The organism is Methanosarcina sp. (assembly GCF_028693135.1).
Lineage (GTDB): Archaea > Halobacteriota > Methanosarcinia > Methanosarcinales > Methanosarcinaceae > Methanosarcina.
In genome coordinates, this window is sequence record NZ_JAQUVZ010000027.1 from 1 (window position 1) to 21,092 (window position 21,092).

18 protein-coding genes are annotated in these 21,092 nt (G+C 39.9%); 7 read left to right on the forward strand and 11 right to left on the reverse strand.

Annotated features, from left to right (window positions below; translation table 11 throughout):
* Nucleotides 1-239: hypothetical protein (locus tag PHF18_RS11860; protein WP_300103056.1), on the forward strand; the 239-nt coding region annotated here is incomplete at its 5' end.
* A gap of 5 nt (nt 240-244) precedes the next feature.
* On the opposite strand, the gene mfnA is transcribed toward PHF18_RS11860, so the two are convergent.
* Nucleotides 245-1,432, reverse strand: a complete 1,188-nt coding sequence (gene mfnA, locus PHF18_RS11865) for a tyrosine decarboxylase MfnA (protein ID WP_300103059.1) — start codon at nt 1,430-1,432, stop codon at nt 245-247.
* Between the two features lie 169 nt (nt 1,433-1,601).
* Between mfnA and PHF18_RS11870 the strand changes: the two genes are divergently transcribed.
* Nucleotides 1,602-1,730 carry a hypothetical protein gene (locus PHF18_RS11870; protein WP_300103062.1) on the forward strand — a complete coding sequence of 43 codons (129 nt, stop codon included), beginning with the start codon at nt 1,602-1,604 and terminating at the stop codon, nt 1,728-1,730.
* 1,224 nt (nt 1,731-2,954) lie between these two features.
* Here PHF18_RS11870 and putP read toward each other — a convergent pair.
* On the reverse strand, nt 2,955-4,484 hold the full coding sequence (putP, locus tag PHF18_RS11875; protein ID WP_300103065.1) for a sodium/proline symporter PutP: 1,530 nt from the start codon (nt 4,482-4,484) through the stop codon (nt 2,955-2,957).
* Nucleotides 4,485-6,255: 1,771 nt separating this feature from the next.
* Here putP and PHF18_RS11880 point away from each other — a divergent pair.
* The 4 genes from PHF18_RS11880 (at nt 6,256) to PHF18_RS11895 (ending at nt 10,437) form a co-directional block, all read left to right on the forward strand.
* Nucleotides 6,256-7,500, forward strand: a complete 1,245-nt coding sequence (locus PHF18_RS11880) for an ORC1-type DNA replication protein (RefSeq protein WP_300103069.1) — start codon at nt 6,256-6,258, stop codon at nt 7,498-7,500.
* Between the two features lie 602 nt (nt 7,501-8,102).
* Complete coding sequence (locus PHF18_RS11885) at nt 8,103-8,690, forward strand: dephospho-CoA kinase (RefSeq protein ID WP_300103072.1); 588 nt, start codon at nt 8,103-8,105, stop codon at nt 8,688-8,690.
* Nucleotides 8,691-8,939: 249 nt separating this feature from the next.
* Nucleotides 8,940-9,419 carry an RNA-binding domain-containing protein gene (locus PHF18_RS11890; protein ID WP_300103075.1) on the forward strand — a complete coding sequence of 160 codons (480 nt, stop codon included), beginning with the start codon at nt 8,940-8,942 and terminating at the stop codon, nt 9,417-9,419.
* 244 nt (nt 9,420-9,663) lie between these two features.
* On the forward strand, nt 9,664-10,437 hold the full coding sequence (locus PHF18_RS11895) for a sugar phosphate isomerase/epimerase family protein (RefSeq protein ID WP_300103078.1): 774 nt from the start codon (nt 9,664-9,666) through the stop codon (nt 10,435-10,437).
* A gap of 105 nt (nt 10,438-10,542) precedes the next feature.
* On the opposite strand, the gene PHF18_RS11900 is transcribed toward PHF18_RS11895, so the two are convergent.
* The 3 genes from PHF18_RS11900 to PHF18_RS11910 form a co-directional block, all read right to left on the reverse strand.
* Complete coding sequence (locus PHF18_RS11900; RefSeq protein WP_300103081.1) at nt 10,543-11,052, reverse strand: gamma-glutamylcyclotransferase; 510 nt, start codon at nt 11,050-11,052, stop codon at nt 10,543-10,545.
* Nucleotides 11,053-11,106: 54 nt separating this feature from the next.
* Nucleotides 11,107-12,156: an elongation factor Tu gene (locus PHF18_RS11905; protein WP_300103084.1), complete on the reverse strand. Its 1,050-nt coding sequence runs from the start codon at nt 12,154-12,156 to the stop codon at nt 11,107-11,109.
* Between the two features lie 426 nt (nt 12,157-12,582).
* A complete protein-coding gene (locus PHF18_RS11910; protein WP_300103087.1) occupies nt 12,583-13,755 on the reverse strand; it encodes an RNA ligase in 1,173 nt (390 codons plus the stop codon).
* Nucleotides 13,756-13,991: 236 nt separating this feature from the next.
* Between PHF18_RS11910 and PHF18_RS11915 the strand changes: the two genes are divergently transcribed.
* A complete protein-coding gene (locus tag PHF18_RS11915; protein WP_300103090.1) occupies nt 13,992-14,783 on the forward strand; it encodes a TIGR00266 family protein in 792 nt (263 codons plus the stop codon).
* A 190-nt stretch (nt 14,784-14,973) separates the two neighbouring features.
* On the opposite strand, the gene PHF18_RS11920 is transcribed toward PHF18_RS11915, so the two are convergent.
* From PHF18_RS11920 to PHF18_RS11945, 6 genes are all read right to left on the reverse strand, one after another.
* Entirely contained in the window at nt 14,974-15,750 is a 777-nt protein-coding gene (locus tag PHF18_RS11920) for a CBS domain-containing protein (protein ID WP_300103093.1), read from the reverse strand.
* A 367-nt stretch (nt 15,751-16,117) separates the two neighbouring features.
* Nucleotides 16,118-16,963, reverse strand: a complete 846-nt coding sequence (locus PHF18_RS11925) for a CBS domain-containing protein (RefSeq protein WP_300103096.1) — start codon at nt 16,961-16,963, stop codon at nt 16,118-16,120.
* A gap of 452 nt (nt 16,964-17,415) precedes the next feature.
* Nucleotides 17,416-18,417, reverse strand: a complete 1,002-nt coding sequence (locus tag PHF18_RS11930; RefSeq protein ID WP_300103099.1) for a CBS domain-containing protein — start codon at nt 18,415-18,417, stop codon at nt 17,416-17,418.
* A gap of 390 nt (nt 18,418-18,807) precedes the next feature.
* A complete protein-coding gene (locus PHF18_RS11935) occupies nt 18,808-19,602 on the reverse strand; it encodes a CBS domain-containing protein (protein ID WP_300103102.1) in 795 nt (264 codons plus the stop codon).
* Nucleotides 19,603-19,689: 87 nt separating this feature from the next.
* A complete protein-coding gene (locus tag PHF18_RS11940; RefSeq protein ID WP_300103105.1) occupies nt 19,690-20,319 on the reverse strand; it encodes a cyclic nucleotide-binding/CBS domain-containing protein in 630 nt (209 codons plus the stop codon).
* Nucleotides 20,320-20,374: 55 nt separating this feature from the next.
* Nucleotides 20,375-20,548, reverse strand: a complete 174-nt coding sequence (locus PHF18_RS11945; protein ID WP_300103108.1) for a hypothetical protein — start codon at nt 20,546-20,548, stop codon at nt 20,375-20,377.
* Nucleotides 20,549-21,092: the final 544 nt, after the last annotated feature.

Below are 21,092 nucleotides of genomic sequence, written 5' to 3' on the forward strand. Positions count from 1 at the left end.
TTATTTTACAAAAAAACGATGATTTATACAGTTTAAGCGAATACAAAACAGCCAGCGAGGGTTCACTTCATCCCCGACCTAAAGGTCAGGGTATTCGTGACCCTCTGCGCTCCCATAGTAATAAAAACAAAAACAAAAACAAAAACAAAAACAAAAACAAAAACAAAAATAAAAATAAAAGTTGCGCTGGCGCACCCCGCAGCAAGCTATCGGGGTATTCGACTGATAATAAAAAGTAGTACCTTTAAATTGCTGCTGTCACTGTTTTAAGATCCTGTAAAAATATTTCGATATCCTCTGGAGTATTGTGCGGCATCAGGACTAAACGGAGGGCTCTTGGAGTGCGGGTGATTGAGACATGCCAGCCGAATCTTTCAAGAAGCTGTTCTCTGACAAGGTCAGGGTTCGGGACTTTTAGAGCAACTACATTCATTACAGGTTCTAACAGGGGTTCAAAACCGACTTTTCGAGCTTCTGAAACTAGCTTTGTGGTAAGCTGCATGCAGTATTGCACGTTTTTTCTATAACCTTCGTGACCAAGATATTTCATGACAGCACACGTAGCGGCAGCTGAAGCTCCGCTTCTGGTCCCTGTAAGTGTAAACTGGGACTTTGTGGTAAGATATGGAGTGCTTACCTTAAGGGATTCCAGGAAAGAAGGGGACCTGAAAAGCAGAGCTCCTGATGGGATTGTGGACAGGCCCATTTTGTGGGGGTCTATAGCAATGGAAGTAACGCCTGGCACTTTGAAATCAAAAAGCTGGGGTTTTTCAAGGAAAGGAATTACGAAACCTCCGAAAGCCGCATCAACATGCAGGAAAAGCTCGTTTTCAAGAGCTATTTCCGAGAGTTCGTCAATAGGATCCACCTGGCCAAACTCAGTATTCCCTGCTATCCCTACGAGTCCTATGGTATTTGCATTTATAAGACTTTCAACAGAAGCCATGTCCACCCTGAACTCCGAATCAAGTGACGCTCTTCTGACCTGAATACCCATCATATCGGCAACCTTATCAAAGGAAAAATGAGCTGACTCAGGAATTACAATGTTTGGAGTTTCTTTTAAACAATCCGTTCTTGCAGTTACAAGGTTTTTCATTCCTCTTACAGCCTGAATATTGGATTCGGTACCTCCTGTAGTAAGGTAGCCGCAAACCGAAAATTCGCATGAACCTCCGGAAGGAACATCAATTAAAGGAGCATGAAGAAGTTCCCCAAGCATCCTGACAACCTCCTGCTCAAGCTTGCAGGCTCCGGCAAAAAGCCCAAGGTCGCCCAGGTTAGCCTCAATAAAGAGCCTGTGAGCCTCAGCCGCGATCTTATGGGGGTGAGTACACATTGAACTTAAAACCCGATAATAATCCGTATCCTCTGACTTTGCATTTTCCAGGTAGGAAAATATCTCTCTTTCAGAAAGACCCTGCACATTCATACAGGTTAAGTAAAACCAGTTTTATTTAAAAGACTTATGGAATAAACCTTTAAAAATGGATCTCCTTGACTTTATAAAAGCCTAAGATTGATTTAATAAGTCAGTAATTCTGGATAGATTTGAATAAAATTTGACCAAAAAAGAATGAAGTTAAAAGAAAATTAAAATAGTGAGACAATTTAAAAAATTAAAAAACAAGGAGAAAAGGACTGAAAACAAAAAAGAGATCAGAAAGAGGGAGAAAAAAGAAGGAAAAAAAAGAGCAAGAAAAAAAAAGAGCAAGAAAAAATTAAAATAAAAGAAAGGCTTTGAAAACCACTCAAAAAATCATTAATGTTCAAGTAAATAAAGGATGATGAACGGGGAGGAAGAGGAAGGAGAGAAATTAAAGAAGGAAAATTCAGTCGATATAAGGAAGAGGAAGGAGAGAAATTAAAGAAGGAAAATTCAGTCGATATAAAAATCTATTTATTCTAATAGTTCTAAAAAAGAGTTGTATATTATTAGTTCTAAAAAAATTTGTATATTATTCGATGATTCTGCATACTTTTTTATATCATTTGACCTTGAGAATTGTTTTGATTAAGAGGGACCCCTTCATTTCTACTGGAGAGGAAAAAAGGAAATTGAAAAATAGATTTTGGGAAATAAGTTTATAAAATTCAATTTAAAATAAAAATTTAATTTTAAACTAAAGATAAAACTGTTTGTGTATTTAAGCTTCTAGATTTTTATGTTTTAATAGTAAAGTATATATACATTTAATTCTATAACAAAACAACATTATTTTGTTTTCATTACAAAATAAATCTATTTTTTATTTTGTTACCCAAATCCCAAATCCCTTTCAGTGGAAACCATGGGGTCCGGGTGTTATATAAACTTTCCAATGGAAACAAAGGGGTCTTGTTACTATATACTCCCCTTCAACCCAATATTTCATAGAACCAAGAAAAATACTTCATAATAACTCAATCTTGAAACTCAATTGAAACTCAATTGAAACTTTAATTTCAAGACTTCAACGACACTCCAGTTTTTTCAACTTCCTTTTTTCAACTTCCTTTTTTCAATTTCCTTTTTTCAATTTCCTTTTTAGTTCAGACCTTTACAAGTTTAATTCTCCATATCATATCGTTTTTATCTCCAGCCACATGTCAGCTCTTTCAGAGTCAAAATAAAATATAAGATATTAAAATGACGGAAATACAAAAATTAAAAGCGACAAAAAAACCATTGGTAAAAATACAAAAGAAATACAAAAAACGAGAAATACAAACAAGAAATACAAACAAGAAATACAAACAAGAAATACAAACAAGAAATACAAACAAGAAATACAAATAAGACAAGATTAAAATAGAACAAAATACCCTGAAAAATGCTCCCTCTTTTTCATTTCCTTCCTTTTTTATGCGGAAGGAGGCACCGTCAGGCAAGCTGACGGGGCACTCTTATAGCGTATTAATTGAGAAGCGTTTTCCGGGGTTAAAGAAAGTTAATCTCAAATCACCCATTCAGTTCAGGTTTCAAGAGGTGAAATATCTTCTTTGTGGGTAGTTTTTCCATGGAGCTTTAAATGGTTTACGCGGTCGAATTCTTTGAGGATTTCTTCTGCAGGACCTTCCTTATCCAGAATACTGAGGAGGTAGATTGTTATACATGAGAGGAAGAAACCAGGGACAATTTCATACATGTCAAAAATTCCACCTGAGAGTTGCTTCCAGACGATAACGACGAAGCCACCGACAATCATTCCTCCGAGCGCTCCATTTCTGGTTGTTTTTCTCCAGAAAAGAGAGAATAAGACAACAGGCCCAAAGGCTGCTCCAAATCCTGCCCAGGCATATGAGACCAGGCCCATAACCGAGTTATTAGGATCTCTCGCTATTAGATATGCAATTGCTGAAATTGCAATAACTGCAAACCTGCCCATCCAGACTAGCTCTTTTTCTCCTGCATCTCTTTTTACTATTATCCTGTAGATATCTTCGGTAAAGGCAGAAGCAGCCACAAGGAGCTGGGAATCAGCAGTACTCATAATAGCTGCAAGGATAGCCGCAAGGAGAATTCCTGCAATAACAGGAGTAAAAGTACTGTTTACCATTACCATAAAGATAGTTTCGCTTCCCGCGTCTCCAAGAAACTCAGGATAGAGGTAAGCTCTTCCGATAATTCCGCCTGCTACAGCAAAAAACAGGGAGATAATAACCCAGACCATTGCAATAAGTCTTGCCTGTTTTATTTTGTCAGGGGATTCTATGGCCATAAAACGGACCAGGATATGTGGCATACCAAAGTATCCCAGGCCCCAGGCCAGGTTTGAGATAAGGGGAATTGAGCCTCCAGAAAGAGCAGTCCAGGGGTTAAGCAGCTGCGGGTCTATACTCTTAATAAGGCTTACAGTCGAATCATAACCTCCCATTCCCTTTAGGGCTGCAAGGGGCACGAAAACAATGGCGCAGACCATTAGCATTCCCTGGAAAAAGTCGGTCCAGCAGACAGCCATGAAACCTCCCAGAAATGTGTAGCTAATAATTACCAGTGCGCCGATAAGAAGAGATTGCTGATAGGGAATTTCAAAAACAGTATTGAAAAGCTTTCCGCCTGCGACAAGTCCGGAGGAAGTGTAAAGCAGGAAAAAGACCAGAATCAGAATAGATGAGATAATTCTCAAAGCGTGGCTTTTGTCTCTGAACCTGTTTTCAAAGTACACAGGAATGGTAATAGAATCTCCTGCAATCTGGGTATATTGGCGCAATTTCTTTGCAACGAATTTCCAGTTCAGGTATGTTCCAGCAGCCAGACCCACTCCTACCCAGATAGATTCCATTCCTGCAAGATAAGCATATCCGGGTAATCCCATTAGCAACCAGCCGCTCATATCCGATGCCTGCGAACTCAGCGCAGTAACCCAGCTGTTTAGTTTTCTTCCTCCTAAAATATAATCTGCAAGATTCTCCGTTTTTCGATAATAGAGAACTCCGATGGCGATCATAAAAAGCAGATATACTGCGAAAACAAGTACAATACTAAAATTATCTGATACCATTGTTTAACTCCAGTTTTTTTAGTAAACATCAGTTTTTTTAGTAAACATCAGTTTTTTTAGTAAACATCAGTTTTTTTAGTAAACATCAGTTTTTTTAGTAAACATCAGTTTTTTTAGTAAACATCAGTTTTTTTTAGTAAACATCAGTTTTTAGTAAATTTCTTGTAAGCTTCTTATATCTAACAAATATCCTGTGTTTTCACAGGTTCCATTATCTTACAGGTCTCTGTCCTCATAGCTATAGATAAGCAGTTTTCTAAAGGTAACATTATTTCAGCTAAGATTACTTCAGCTAAGATTACTTTCATCTGTAAATTTGCCAGTTACAGTGATTCTATCTGTAGCTATGTTTAGAGGCGTATATTATTTAGAACACAATTTTATTGTATGCTATTTATACTGTTAAAAATAATTCATAGCAGTTTTATAATACTATTTTGTTCTTCGAACATTATAAACGGTTCGTTTTATTTCGGCGCATTGGGTAAATTATTGAGAGTGTTACAACTTTCGATTTATCTCTCTTCAAAATTTCCTTTGTTAGCTTAGTTGATAAGTAAAATTACAGTATAAAATCATTAAATGAACAGTTCTAAAATCTAATAAGCTATTCTAATAACAAATTTTTAAAAAACAATCAATTTTGGAAACTATACAATTTAAATAAAATTTATAATTAAATACATAAGCATAGCTAATTTTTTATGTATTTACACTCCAGAGATATAGTTACTTTTGATGTATATTCCTTATTTTCTGTCAAACTGTCTTTATTTTTTAGGTAATCATTTTGTTATCACCCATCTTCTTAATATCAAAACTGTTTTTATTTTTAATATATCCACATTCGTTTCAGTATAGCTGTTTGTTTTCTTGTCATTATTATTTTGTGCTAAAAATTTTTAATCATTCACTGGAAGCAAAGGGGTTCAATATTTTCCTATATTTTTCCATTCGAAAAAGGGGATTTAAAACTGACCTCCAGGGGTGCTGGAAGTATAAATCTTTTATTTTTTTAAAACTGAATCTGATGATATCGATTTATTCAGGGGAAATTTAAGGGAAATGTCCGTTCCATTGGAAATGAAGGGGGCTTAACCATAACTATTAATACCGTGTACTTCCATTGCATCTACTGCAAATATACCTTAAAATCAAATGTTTATATATAAATATAATCTAAAATTTTGGGAAATGAAAATCCCGATTACAGGTTATTACAGGTTTTATCAGGGCTTAAGAGATGCTTTAAACTACGTAACTCCCTCTCCACTTTATCCCCTGCCTGTTGAAAACATAAAAATCAGGCATTAACTTTAAGAAACATGCATTTATCTATCCATTTCCCTTTGTGAAATTCTTATCCATAAGGTTTGACTTATCTAAATTATACTAAACAACAAATCAGGTTTCCAGAATTACTGAGATTACTGAGAATCAAGAGTAAAAGACACTTTGAAAATTAACAGTTATACCTTTCCATATATCTTTTCCAAGTCTGGGTGATATACTGTCTGATAGGGTGATATACTGTCTGATATATTCTGTCTGGATGGTGTTCTGAGTTTCCAATATACTAACTTTAAAATTAAAAAAAGGAAAAAAGTACGTATGAACTCATAAAGTGTGCATATGTCAATTAAATTTATTTAATGAGTTATTAACTTTGCATACTCTACCGGTGTATTAACCGTACATATTAATTGTCCATATAAACCATCTTAACCCGTTACATCTGGGTATTATAATTTTTATGCGAAGAGGGTTATTCATGATAAAGGCTCAATCATTAGACGGCTTATTCGAAAAATTACTTGACGGAAAGTCAATTTTCAAAAACAAAGAGGTTCTTCGTCCTTCTTATACACCGGATCTGTTATTACACAGGAACGAACAGATAAACAGCCTTGCAACTATCCTTGTTTCTGCACTCAGGGGAGAGACCCCCTCCAATGTCCTGATTTACGGGAAAACAGGGACAGGAAAGACTGCAGTGACCAGATATGTAGGAAAAGAACTTGAAAGGGTAAGTGAAGAGAAGTCCATTTTTTGTTCTGTTGTTTATATTAACTGTGAGGTAATCGATACTCAGTACAGGCTTCTTGCAAATCTTGCCAGGCATTTTGAAGAAGAGGTCCCTATGACCGGGTGGCCCACGGACCAGGTCTTCATGAAATTTAAGGAAGCAATCGATGCAAGAGATCAGGTTATTATCATCATTCTGGACGAAATTGACAAGCTGATCAAGAAAGGTGATGATGTCCTCTACAACCTTTCAAGAATCAATACCGACCTCAAAAAAGCCAAGGTCAGCATGATAGGGGTTTCTAACGACCTTAAATTTACTGAGTTTCTGGATCCCAGAGTCAGAAGTTCCCTGGGTGAAGAAGAACTGATCTTTCCGCCTTATGATGCTGAGCAGATCAGCGACATCCTGAAGCAAAGGGCAAAAATGGCTTACAACGATGGAGTGCTGGGCGAAATGGTAATCCCTCTCTGTGCAGCCTTTGCAGCTCAGGAACACGGCGATGCCCGCAGGGCACTTGACCTTCTGCGCGTTTCAGGAGAAATTGCAGAGAGAGAAAACCAGCCCCAGGTTCTTGAAGAGCACGTCAGGCGTGCGCAGGAAAAGATCGAAGTCGACCGCGTCGTAGAAGTTGTAAGGACCCTCCCCACCCAGTCCAAGCTTGTGCTCTACAGCATCATCATGCTCAGGAGCCGGGGAAGAGAAGGCAAGAACGTCACAACCGGTGAGATGTATAATGTCTACCGCCAGCTCTGTCATCATATCGACGTGGATATCCTTACCCAGCGCAGGGTTACCGATCTGATGTCAGAACTTGACATGCTGGGAATAGTGAATGCCGTGGTAGTTAGCAAGGGTCGTTACGGAAGGACAAAAGAAATTTCGTTGAGCGTTCCTGTGGAAAACACCCGCAAAGTACTTCTTGAAGACTACAGGCTCAAACCTCTTGTAGATTTCAAAGCTTCTGTCTTTAACAAGATGTTTTCATAAAGTCCGGATTGTCTTCTTCATCCGGCCTTTCCGGCTTTTCCACACATACTATAAAGCAACCTTAACTTATTCTAAGACAATTTTAACTCATTCTAAAGTATTCTAAAGTATTCTAAAGTATTCTAAAGTATTCTAAAGTATTCTAAAGAACTCTGCCCGTTTCAACCTATTCTTAAAATATGTTCGCAAAGACTCTTCCTTTTGATCTCCTGGTTTTTACGGAAAAGTTTTTTCCCACAATTTTCTTTCAAGAAGTTTTTCCTTCAATCTTTCAGAAAATAGCCTTAGTTTTTCAGGAAATAATATATATGATCCTGTGGTTTGACTAGGATCGTATCATAATTAATATGTCAGGTATAGATCTATATTATTCAAGTTCCCATACTATTCAAGTTTCATACTATTCAAGTTTCATACTATTCAAGTTTCATACTATTCAAGTTCCATACTATTCAAGTTTCTACCAGAGTTAATGAGCCAAATTTACTAACTTGAGTTTCTACTGAGATTCTAATTGAGGTTTCTATTGAGGCTTCTACTCAAACTTATAGCTCAGGCTTATAATTCAAATCTAAGGATTCAAGTTTAAAAGGTAATTTTTGATGAAGATAATAGCGTTTGTAGGCATGCCAGCTTCGGGAAAATCCGAAGCTTCCAGGATTGCTGCTGAGATGGGTATTCCTGTTATTATTATGGGTGACGTGATCCGGAAGGAAGTACTGAAGCGTGGGCTTGAACCCAACGATTCCAATACCGGAATGGTTGCAACGGACCTTCGCAAGTGTGAGGGCATGGATGCCGTTTCCAGGCGCTGCATTTCTCAGATTAGGGAAACAGGTTCGGAACTTGTAGTCGTTGATGGTGTTCGCGGGATTGCCGAAGTGGAGTGCTTCAGGCAGGAATTCGGAAAAGGCTTCATCCTGATTTCCATGTACGCTCCTATTGAGATTCGCTTTTCCAGAGTCCAGAAAAGGGGTAGAAGTGATGATATGAATAGTATCGAAGGCCTTCGTCAAAGAGACGAACGAGAACTCAGCTGGGGCATGGGAGAAGCTATAGAAGCCTCTAATGTGGAGATCGAAAATAAATCCACTCTTGAAGCCTTCAGAAAAGATGTTGTTGAGGTTTTGGGGAACTATTCAGGATCATGCCCGGAAAAAGACCAGGCCCGGAAAAATCTGACAGAATAACATTTCAAGAACAAACCCGGAAAATGATGTTTTAAGAACAGATTTGATAGACTAACTTCTCTGAAGACAGCAAGTTATTTCTGTTGAACAGTGTCGAAAAATCAATTCAACTGAAAATTTTCCGGAACAATCACATTGAGATCAATCACATTGAGATCAATCACATTGAGATCAATCACATTGAGATCAATCACATTGAGATCAATCACATTGAGATCAATCACATTGAGAGTATAGTGGAGTAGATTTATGATAAGTGTAAAGGTTTCAGCAGCTGTATATCCTACAGAAGACTCTGAAAAGATCACTAAAGCAATTTCAGTTCTTTTTACGGGAATAGAACTTCAAAAAGAAACGATTGAGGCAACAGAAGCCGAAAAAGGAATTTCTCCTTCTTTTATCCTTACAGGAGAGGGAGGACTTGATCTCCTGTTTACTTTTCACGGACTTATTCGCAGGGAAAAGATTATAGATAGCATCCGCAACAAGGTTTTCAATAAAGGATTGTCCAGGGAAGGGCTTTTAGTCCGTTTTTTGCTCAACAAGCAGGCAGCTTTTGTCGGAGTTCCCAGTGTTCCTGCTAAAGAAGAATCCCTGGGAGCCATCGAAGTCATTATCAGGGCAGACTCTTCTGAGGAGATGGAAAGGCTCTTTGAGTGGCTTTTGCCTCTAACCGAAGAAGGGGTTCCAGTTGTTGAAGTGGGAATGGACTATGTGGAAAAGGGCTGAAATCACGAATTTCAGTAATACTAATTTCAGTTAATTACGAATTTCAGTTAATTACGAATTTCAGTTAAATTTGAATGTCAGTTATATTTGAATGTCAGTTATATTTGAATTTCAGTTAATTACGAAGTTCAGTTAATTATATTTTAATTCCCGCCCCAAGTTTATGTTAATCAGGGACGAATTAGAAAGACGAAGTAAAAAGGACGAATTAGAAGAGACGAAGTAAAAAGGATGAATTGTCACCATGCAGCTGCATAAAATCAGTTTTTCGTCGCGTGCGGTCGTTGAAGATCCTTTTAAATGGGCATACACGCTCGAGGACCATGGGTATACGGGCTGGGAGATTGTACAGGAAGGATCCCAGTGCCTTAACAGTAAAACCGTTCAGAATCTGAAGAATATTTATGATACCACCAGCCTGGAAATGACCCTGCATTTGCCTTTTTCTGATATGAACCTTGCAGGTCTGAATGACTCAATCCGTGCAGAAGTTCTCAGGCAGATGAAGCATTACCTTACCCTTGCCTCTAACTATGTCAACCTTGCTGTGGTACATCCCGGATATCTCTCACCTTATGGGGTACAGGTTCCGCAGCAAGCCTATATGACAAACCTTGCCTCTATCCGGGAATTATGTGACTTTGCAGCAGATTTCGGAATCCTTATAGCTGTTGAGAATATGCCCGATTACCCGAAGATTTTTGGCAAATACCCTGATGAAATGCAGGAAATGCTCGATGCTGTCGGGAGCCACAACGTTGGCTTCACCTTTGATGTCGGGCACGCAAACACTGTTGGGCTTGTAGACGAGTTTCTGGATCAACTGGGAGAGAGGATATCCCATGTTCATATCCATGATAATATGGGCAAAAAAGATGAACATCTCCCTCTCGGAGAGGGTACTGTAAACTGGAAACAGGTTATGGAGAAGCTCTCAAACTATAATGGAATCTTTGTTACCGAAATGGCTTCAGTCGAAGAAGGGATCAAAAGCCTCGAGTTCTTAAGAAAGCTGTGAGTTACCTGTGGCTTTTTTACTTGTCGCCTTTTCTTCTCAGTTCGTACCCCCATTTCTCTCCAATTCTTGCCTAATTTTCCCTTTAATTTTTGCCTCATTCCTTTTTCAGTTCTTTTCTTTCAGTTCTTTCTCTTTGAGGTAATGGATCCAATCTCCGTGCTCGATTATTTCAGTTTCGGGTTTTTCATCGTAGACATAGATAAAACCCCTAATTTTCTGTTTTTCTATCCCAAGGTCCACATATTCCCTGTGGTACCCTCCAAAAAGTTCCATATAATCAATGGATTTTGCAATTTCAAGCTGTTTTCCGGAAAACCTGCGAACCTCTGCAACAACTGAGCAGCCTTCAACGGGGTATATTCCGGGGTAAGGACCCAGAGAGTAGAGTGCATATCCGTCGACTTTTGTTGTTCCGAGGAATTCTGATTTTTTCTGGAGATCAAAGCGCCGGCTGTTGTAGAGCCCATTTCTTAAGCTGCCGTAAAGTGCCATTACGATCTCTTCGCCTTCCGCCCTTTCGTATGAGCGCTGCCAGCAGATGTTTCGGTGGAAGGTGTTCCCATAAAGGGTTTTGTCCGTCCTTGAGGTTATGTCTTCCCCTGAGCCGTTTTCCATGGCATATCCCTTCTACACTCGGTCTCAAACTTAATCTCAAACTTAATCTCAAACTTATTTCGAAAAACCGTAAGCTGCAAAGCGCTGGGTCAGGTCAAGGTTTGAAAGCAGGAAACGGTCTTCTTTGCTGTAGGCAACCTTTTTGTTTCCTGAAAGTTCCAGCACGCAGGTAGTGCCTGGCTTTGCTTCCTTTGCTTCCTTTCCGTCAATCAGGATTTTCTCAACGCGCACAGGTTCGGACTGCAAACCAACAAAAATGTGAAGTACACTTTCAGGTTCTATCTTTTTCGTGAATTTTGAGATTGTACATTCCAGAACGTAGTCAACGGTTACGTTTTCTCTATCTGAAATAATAAAACCTCTTTCTATATCTTTTGCCTGGACATTTTTCAAGCGCATGCCAACTCTTGTGCCTGTCGGGGCGCTGTCGATGTCAACATCATGGCTCTGGATTGATTTAATTTCTATTTCCCTGTCCAGTGGAAATATTTTGGTTTTATCTTTTTCCTTTGAGATTCCCTGCTTGACAACTCCGAGAACAACACATCCTTTGCCCTTCACATCGAAAGCGTGGTCTACAAAGATCCTTGCAGGCAGGCTGTTAAGTTCTGCATGTTCGACTTCTATTTTCTCTGCCATCTCATTTATTCTGACTTTAAGGTCTTCCACGCCTTCAAAGGGGTTCTTTGCGCTTTTGTTTGTGTTCAGGGAAATACATTCCCAGTCATGGAGTGCGGTTCCTGCAGTGATTACTTTTAGTTTTGCCTTAAATTCTTCAACTGCATGCATGTTGGTGCTGTCCGATTTCGTCAGGGCAATAATTCCATGTTTAAAACCGAGCAGGTCCAGTGCAATGATACATTCCCCGGTATGGGCGTCCAGGCCCTGAGGGATGCACAGGATGGCTATATCGGAAATATTCAGTACTGTGACAAGGGATTTCAAGGTTTTCGGATAGCTTTGAGCATCCACAAAAACCATAGTCCTGCCTTCCTTCTCGTTGTTGTACATTGTTATATCGGAAACTGTTCCTTTTTTTCCGAGGTTTGCGGCAAGGGAGGTCCTGCCGCTTTTTTCTGTCCCTATAATTGCAACGTTTACCATTGTGAGTCCCCTTTTCTGAATCAATTCTATTTAAGGAGTATTTTCCAGATTTGTTGAATTTGTTTTGAGTGTAAGGATAGAGTGTAAGGATTAATCGAACCTCAATGTTTTTCAGGCAACATATTTTTGAAATCCGCAACTCTCGTTAAAGCTGCACCTTTTAGACTATGGCTTTCGCTAATTTTGTATCTGCCACTGGTATTAATATACTGTAATATATTTCTTTTCGCACTGTTACCAAGAAACTCAATCAAGAAAAAGAAAAGTGATTAAGAAAAATAAACTCAATCAAGAAAAATAAACTCAATCAAGAAAAAGAAAAGTGATTAAGAAAAATAAACTCAATCAAGAAAAATAAACTCAATCAAGAAAAATAAACTCAATCAAAAATAACCCTACATAGGTTTTATTGACAGGTCAACACTGTCACCAGAGCTCTCCTTCCCAGATCGCCTGAGTTTTATCATTGGTGCTCTTATTTACTTTTTTAATATTTATCAAATACTCGTCTCCTGCGGGTTGCGGGGCTTCAAAAATCGCATCCACTCCAAGCCGTTTGAGGTAATCCTCAAATTCTGTCGCGGTTTTCAGGTCCCTTACCCTTATCCTGACCTCCTCATAGAGCCTCTGCCCATTCTTTACACTCTTGATTGCCTCTCTTAGAGGGTTCAGGATGCTTTCCCCAAGTTGCATATAACGCTTTTTGAACTCGGCTTCATTTTCGTCCCATTCCACTGTCTGAAATCCTTCTCTAACAATTCTGGGGAGCATATAGTCCCTTCCGGCTTCGTTGTAAAACTTGAAGGCGTGCCTGAGGTCGGAGCAGTTACTCTGGGATGACGTATACTTAACGGAAGCAAGAACCATTTCAGGGTCCTTTATAACCACGCCTTCATGTTCTTTTTCCCCAAGTTTCCTGATGATTTTTGCAATTTCTTCAGCTGCCGTTTCCAGGGGAATCTCTCCGAAGTATCGAACTTGCAGAAAGCTGTATTTTTCCAGAATTTCGTGTTTTCTGGCTACGGAAAGAGGGTTGCCGCTATTTTTCTCCCGGATGTCGAAGATGTAGAACTCCACGGACTCGATACCATAGATTTCTTTTGGAACATAAGGATTGTCAGGGCCCAGCATCTCTCCATAAAGTACGAGTTCGGGAAAGTCGTCAAAAAATCTCAGGTCAAGCTTCTCTTTTGCCCTTTCAGTCGTGTAAGGGCAGACATAGCCACTTCGTGTGATTGCCAGGACCTCTCCTTTTACGTTTGCTACCCTGACATTATATCCGTTCATTTTTTCTTCAACAATTACCTTTTCAAGCCCGCTGAAATGTTTTTTAAGAGTGGGGTCCAGTACCATGGCTCTCCGGATCTTAGGAAAACCCATAATTACTTCAAACGAATCATCTTTCTCGTAAAGCACGGTTCCCCTTTCAATATGGGAAATCTCTTTGTCGAAGCGGAAAAGGTAGTAATATTTCCCCCAGTTTCTGGCAAGGTAATTCTTTTCAAAAAGGTGTTGAACTCTTTCCGTCTCAAATCCCAGGCAGGCAGCCAGCCGGGTTATAAAATCAGGGTCTATTTCCCCATTCTCCTCTTTATTCATATATATTTATCTGTGTTCAGGCGTGAAATAAGTTATCATTCCCGGATTGAGTTTCAGGACAGGTCAGTCCATAAGAAATCAGTTGGATAAATCAGTTGGATAAATCAGTTGGATAAATCAGCTGGATAAATCAGTTGGTTTGTAAAGAATAACCCAATCTATCAAAAATCTTTTTAAGTATGTAGCGTCTAATTTCTTATGTATTTAAATTTCTATGTAGGCAAGGAGACTACAAAATGGCTGACGATATCGACTACGAGATTATTGGCAACGACATGCAGCTCGTTGAAATTGAGCTTGATCCAGGCGAGACTGTTCAGGCAGAGGCTGGGGCTATGGCATATATGGGGCCCGGAATCCAGATGCAGACAGGTATGGGCAATGAAGGAGGCGGACTTCTAGGAGGTCTGAAAAAGGGACTAAAACGAGCCTTGACAGGGGAGAGTTTCTTTATCACAAGCTTTACTCACAAAGGTTCCGGAAAAGGGCATGTGGCCTTTGCGGCTCCATACCCGGGCAAGATTCTCCCTCTTGACCTTGCCAAGTTTGGAGGCAGCATTCTCTGCCAGAAGGATGCTTTTCTCTGTGCTGCCAAGGGTGTGGAAGTGGAATTAGCTTTTACCCGCAAAATCGGAGCAGGGCTTTTTGGCGGCGAGGGTTTTATTCTGCAGAGGCTGCGGGGTAACGGCCTGGCCTTTGTCCATATCGGAGGCACAGTGATCAAAAAAGATCTGGCTCCAGGCGAGACTTACCACGTTGACACGGGCTGTGTAGCAGCTTTTACTGAAACAGTGAGTTACGATATAACCTGGTCAAAGGACTTTAAAAATGCCTTATTTGGCGGGGAAGGAGTTGTCCTTGCTACCCTGACAGGTCCGGGCACTGTGTATATGCAAAGCCTACCTTTCTCCCGCCTTGCTGACAGAATAGCTGCGGCTTCTTCCTATGGCCGCGGTCGGGACGAACAGACTGGAATTGGTGGCAGTGGCGTTCTGGGAGGCCTGCTTGGCGGAGACAGGTCATTCTAAAACAGAAACAAATGCTAAGTCGTAGCCGCAGGCAAGTGAAAACTGATCCCAAAAATGGGATAATAAGTTAATGAAAACTGATAACGGATAAAACAGAAAATATTAAAAGATCAGGAAGGCCTGTCCCTCAAGGGGCAGACCTTTTTCTTTCCTTCTCTTTTTCCCTCTAAGGTTTTTTCCCTCTAAGGTTTTATTCCTGGATTGTGTTTATGACATTTCTGCGTGCGAGGAAACCAACCAGGTCTTCTTCCAGATTCAGGACAGGGACGCCTCCGAGATTGCGTTCCAGCATGGTATTAACTGCATCTGCAAGAGGGGTGTTGGTGTACACACTGACCACGCTGCGGGTCATAATGTCCCCAACAAGCAGGTTTTTGATTCTGGAATCCTGCTGGTTGTCGGCTACCAGGTCCCTGAAAGAGCGCATCGCAAAAGCGATGTCTTCTTCTGCAATGATGCCGACAAGCTTTCCATTTTCAATTACCGGCAGCCTTCCCACGTTCTCATCAAGGATAAGGTGTCTGGCGTGGCTTACACGGTCTGAGGGACTGACAGTGATAGGGTTTTTTTCCATCACTTCCCCGGCAAAGCCTGTGAAACGGTTTGTTTTCATGAACTCTTGTGGGGTCACCCATCCCATTGCGTTTTCATTCTCCATGACAATGATCACGCCTCCGTTCTTTTTAATCAGGGTGAGGGCATCTTTAACATCGGTATCTGGCAAAACCTTTACAAAGTTGTCGGATACGGCTGTTGCAACATGCAAAGAGGATGCAGGTTTGCTCAGTTTCCTTCGAGTTCCGAGCTGCTCTGTCAGACTTCTCATGGTAAGTAGACCGAGAACCTGGTTGTCATGCACTACCAGCAGGCGCTTTGTATCCTTTTTTTCCATGAGATCAAGGGCGTGAGATATGGTGTCTGACTTATCAATTTTGTGTGGTTGTACCATTATGTCTTTAACTTGCATGCATTTCACCTCATGCGTATCAGAGTTTTAGTTTCAATTTTTCGCAACTTTCGTTTTTACAGACCTTAATGCATCAGCTTTTCAAAATTTCTGTTTCGCATCCTTCTTTTGCTTTCAGCCATCCTTTTATGTTCTTTTTTGCTGTACATACCTCCGTACCATACCTGCTGTCGTGAACTTACTGTTATAGTTAATTACTTCTTACCTTTTTAGAGGTACTATAGTTAATTACTTCTTACCTTTTTAAAGGTACTTTGCTCTTCTTTTGCATTCAATTTTTACTGGATTCCATTTCTGTTTGCTGGATTCCATTTCTGTTTGCTGGATTCCATTTCTGTTTGCTGGATTCCATTTCTGAATCCACTTTTCAGAGCACGGATTTCATAATATCGGTCCTGCTAATTATTCCTACTATTTCTTCACCATCAATGACAGGCAGGGCCGTTACCTCTTCTTCAATCAATTGTTTTGCAGCATCGCTAATTTTTTTGTTTACATCAATGGATATTATTGGAGAAACCATGATGTCTTCAGCTGTTAAAGGCACTTCTTTTACATATCTGTAAGTTTTCTGACCTCCAGGCGAAGATTTACGGGCTAGCTTGATGCTTTTTGTTGAAAGTTTGCCTTCATTATCAGTTAATAGGTTCAAAGCAAGGCTCTGTCTTGAGATTATTCCCACAGGTTTTCCTGCATCGTCTTTAACGATAACTCTTTCGATCTCGTTTTTGTTCATTTCGTCTATCACATGGTTGATTGTGTGATGCCTGTGAACAGAAATGACATCTTCAGTCATCATTTTTGGGATCTTTGTATCCATTTCTTCCGAATGTTCAGCAACATAGCGCACGATATCTGTCCTGGTGATAATACCTACAATATCATTTTTTACCACCGGAATGTCATGCACTCCGTTCTCAAGCATTAAAGTGGTTGCCTGGGAAATGGAGGCTTCGGGATAAATGGTGATTACGGATTCTGTCATCAGCAACTTGATTGGGATCTGATCTATAGGCCGTCTCCTCCAGAGGGGTTCGGCTTGAGCCAGACGGTTGCTGAGGTCTGATTTCGTGACGATTCCCACCATTTTGCCCTCGTTAAGGACAAGCAACGTACTGATTCTGTATTTTAACATCAGTTTTCTTGCATGTGACACGGGTTCATCTACGTTTATGACGTACACAGGTGAACTCATGATGTCCGCAACATTCATTGAATACCTCCTTCATTTTTACAATATATAAGTATTAACAATTATAGTTTTTGAATCAAATGTAAACTTTACAATTTTCAGCTGTAAATCTTGATATTTTTCATAACTTCTGCCTATTATCAGCTGTAAATCTTGATATTTTACATAACTTCTGCCTATTTCCTGTAAGCCTTGTGTTAGCCTTGTATATGTACAGATTAATTGGGAATGTCGTCCAGTTAAAGCATCTTTCTAATCTCTGTTTTAAGACCAGCTACGCTCCGAGATACAAGATAAATCTAGAATACAGAGTTTATTCTGGTCTGTCCAGCCAGGAAGTTTGCCTCCTTTCCCAAACTCTTTAACTCCAGCCCGGATCTTTTTCTGGATCTTTTCCGGACTTCAGTTTGGCTTATTTAGCTCTGTTTCAGTTTAGCAGAAGGTTTAGCAGAAGTTTGATTCAAAACTCCTGTTTAAAAGTCAAACCCTCTCAGGAAATCGCTCTCTGTAATAATACCGCGTAGCACTCCGTCTTCCAGAACCGGAAGTGAGCCTATTTTTCTATCGAGCATGATTTTCATAGCTTTTCCCATATCTGTGCCAGGGCTGGTCCAGATCAGTTCTTTTGAAACAATAGAGCCTACATGCTGGTCCAGAGCCTCATGAATATTTCCTGTTGTCAACTTGCTGAATGCATCCCCTCTTCCAAGGAAATGGACAATATCGGAGGCAGTGACTATTCCCGCAAAGATTCCATCCTTTACTATAGGAAGTCTTCGGAACCTGTTTTCTACCATTACTTTTGCTGCATGTCCGATGGGCGTGTCGGTTGTTACCATTGTGACATTTTTGGTCATATATTCATCAACAGTTTTGTTTGTCACAATTCCTCCCATCAGTTCCACGGCATTTCTTTCGGTAAAGATTGCGACGACCTGCATTTCATCATTTACTATTGGCAGGCCGCCGGTCCTCCTTTTAAGCATTGTTGTAACGGCATCTTTAAAATCTGCCTTTTCATTGATGTACGCAACATCAGTTTCCATAATCTGCCGTACTTCTTCGTTTATTGCAGCCAAAAGGTTGCCTTTGAAACGGTTTTCGACAAGGAGGTTCCTACTGCCGCCTCCCAGGAAGTCGATGATATCAACAGAAGTAACGACTCCTTCCAGTCTCCCTGTGCCTGCGTCTGTGATCGGAATACGCCGGAATCTCCTTTCAGTCATAATCTTGACGGCTTCCATGATGGTTGCAGTGGGAGGAAGGGTTACTACATCCCTTGTTGCAAGGGCAAGAATTCTTCCCTCATGTTCCGCAATGTGGGACTTGAAACTGGGGCCTATTCTCATTGTGCCCATGCTGCTTACCATGTTCGGGTCTTTCTGTTGCGCTGTTTTGCCTGAGTTGTTCAGGTTTGGCTGAACATTCATTTTTTCGACTGGTACAACTGTCGTCTTTTTGTTCAATAGGATCACCGAATCGAGTTACAGTTAATTGCTTTTTTCATCTTCCGTTTTTCCTCTACCTGCATTTTGCAGGAATTTTTCCCCTGGGTCCAATTCATCTTTTAGCAGACTCATGGTTAACTGTTGGAAACAAACAAACCTTAAAGCAATCTTCTCTCGAATCTTTCTGAACACTTACTTTTGTTTGTCAATCTATACTCTTTATTAATTATAATCTTTAATCATTATAATCCTTTTGCGTGAGAACCTGTTTATTACCTTTCATGGAATTTGTGATCATTTATGTGGCCGATTTTGCTATTCCACTGGAGGATTTTGCTATTCCGCTGGAAACCTCTCACTTAAAAGGGTTAAAATGTCATTAAAGACATTTAGATACTCGGCTCTGCCGCCTAAGGATCACTCAGACCATACGTTGGTGAGGGATTCCAGGAGGTCCTGCCTGTCAACGATTCCGGATATTTTACCCTGCTCATTTACTACAGTAACTCTTCCGATATCATGCCTGATAATCATTTCAATCGCACTCTTAACGGAATCGTTTTCTGAGAGAGTATACGCAGGAGTTGACATAATCTTTTCAACTTTGGGACTTTCGTTTGGCCTTGTTGCCCGTTCGTCTTCTCTGGACATCCTCAAAATGCCTGATTTAATTATATCTCTTCTTGTTATCATCCCGATGGGATCGCCCTTCTTTGAAACTACAGGAATACCGGTATAATCCGTCTCTATCATATAATCCCAAATCTTGGAGATCCTTTCATCCGGCGAACAGGTTTTGACTTTTTTTGTCATAACCGTTTCTATGGGTTTCAAAACACTTTTTGGAAGATCCACTTTTTTGAGAATATCAACATCACTCAGGACACCTACAACCGTATGGTCTGTTGTTGATTTGATAACTGGAACTCTGTTCTGTTTCGATTGCACCATTAATTTTGCAGCTTTCACAACATCCATATCTGGAGTTACTGTCGGGGATTGCCTTGCATATCCGCCTACCGTAACATCCGAGCGTGTGGACGTAATTTTCATGATATCCTGGTCATTCAGCATTCCCACAAGCCTGTTTTCCTCATCAACAACAACAAGACCTCGAAGTAAGTAATCACGCATCATTTGGCGGGCATGAGTTATAAAATCCCCATCTTTGACACTTATAGACCCTTCTGTCATAATCTCGCTAACATTCATTGTTTACCTCCCTGTGCTTTTTTTAAGACAGATAAAGACGACAGATAAAGACAGATAATTTGAAAGTCGAGATTTCAAGCACGTGATTCATTCGTAATCCTCCCCTTCTGCTTGCCGACAGTTTTCGCATAAGTATCTGCCGTCCACTAATTTCAGGTCTACTGAATGATAAGAACAGGACTCACATATTCCTGCACTGTAGTCTTCTTCAATCTCCTCAATTGAAGGACTGGAGAGGAGAGCTTCCCGGTTCATATCAATAAGATCCTTGAGTATGGTACTGAGCCCGGGTGTTACCATCAGGATGTCGGTGTGAGAAATAATTCCTATAATTGTACTGTCTTCCAGGACTGGCAACCTTTTAATATTGGCTTTCAACATAATTTCGGAGGCTTTTATTACGCTTGTTTCAGGTTCAACAGTTACCAGAGGGGTGGAAAGGATTTTGCCCGCATTCACCTTGCTGGGTTTTCTGTCTTTTGCAATGATGTCCCTAACAAGGTCCCTTTCAGTTATGATCCCCATGGCCTTTTCGTTTTCTGTAATAATTACGCTTCCGACATTGTGTTTGACCATTTCCCTTGCAATTGCAGGAATATCTGTGTTAATGTCCATTGTGATGACTGTTTTATTCATCACTTCAGCAACAGAGACTTCTTTCTCAATTTCCCTGTTGTGAATATCAGTACCTGTTTCCCTTTCAGGTTCATCAACCATTAACTGCCGCTCCCTCTTTATTTTTTCAGCATCCCAAAATCCGACAAATTCACTATTATGGATTCATTATTATAAATCCACGATTATAATCTCTTCCGGTTTTCAATAATCTTTTCAGGTTTTCAATTTCCCATGGAAAAATCTTCCAGATTCCTTTAAACTTCCCCTTTTTATATAGATCTGGAGTGAAATCCTGAAAAGCCGGTTTTCCGGTAAACTTTCCGTTCAAATATTTTTTCCGGCTCTTTTCCCTCTAAATTTCTTTCCCGCACTTCTAAGACCTTTTTATAACATTTAATATATACGAGTCAATAGTACATAATGATAACGGCATTTCTTTTTTTTGTAAATATCTGAGTTTACATAAAGTCGGGGCTGAAACCTTTTTTGAGGCTGAAGCCGTCGATTTCTTTAATAGAGGTTTATGAAAGTCCGGCAGGAATTTTTTTCATAACCCCTTTATTTCCACTGGAACCTTTTGCTCCGAATGAAATATATCGAGTTTTCTTTAAAAAATATCAGGGAGAAGTAGCAGAAGAGAAATCTATCTTAGAAAACAGCTTTAAACAGAATAAATTATTCTGAATTATATTTATAATGCTATTGATTTCTCTCACAGGAAATTTTTTAGACCCCTACATTTCCACTGGAACCAACTTCTACACTTTTTTTATCTACCCGTTTCCGGATCTAAAATTACTAATATTTATATAAAGAGGAAAAAAGAAAAAACTGAATAAGAGGTAAAATAAAAAGAGAAAACCGAATAAGAG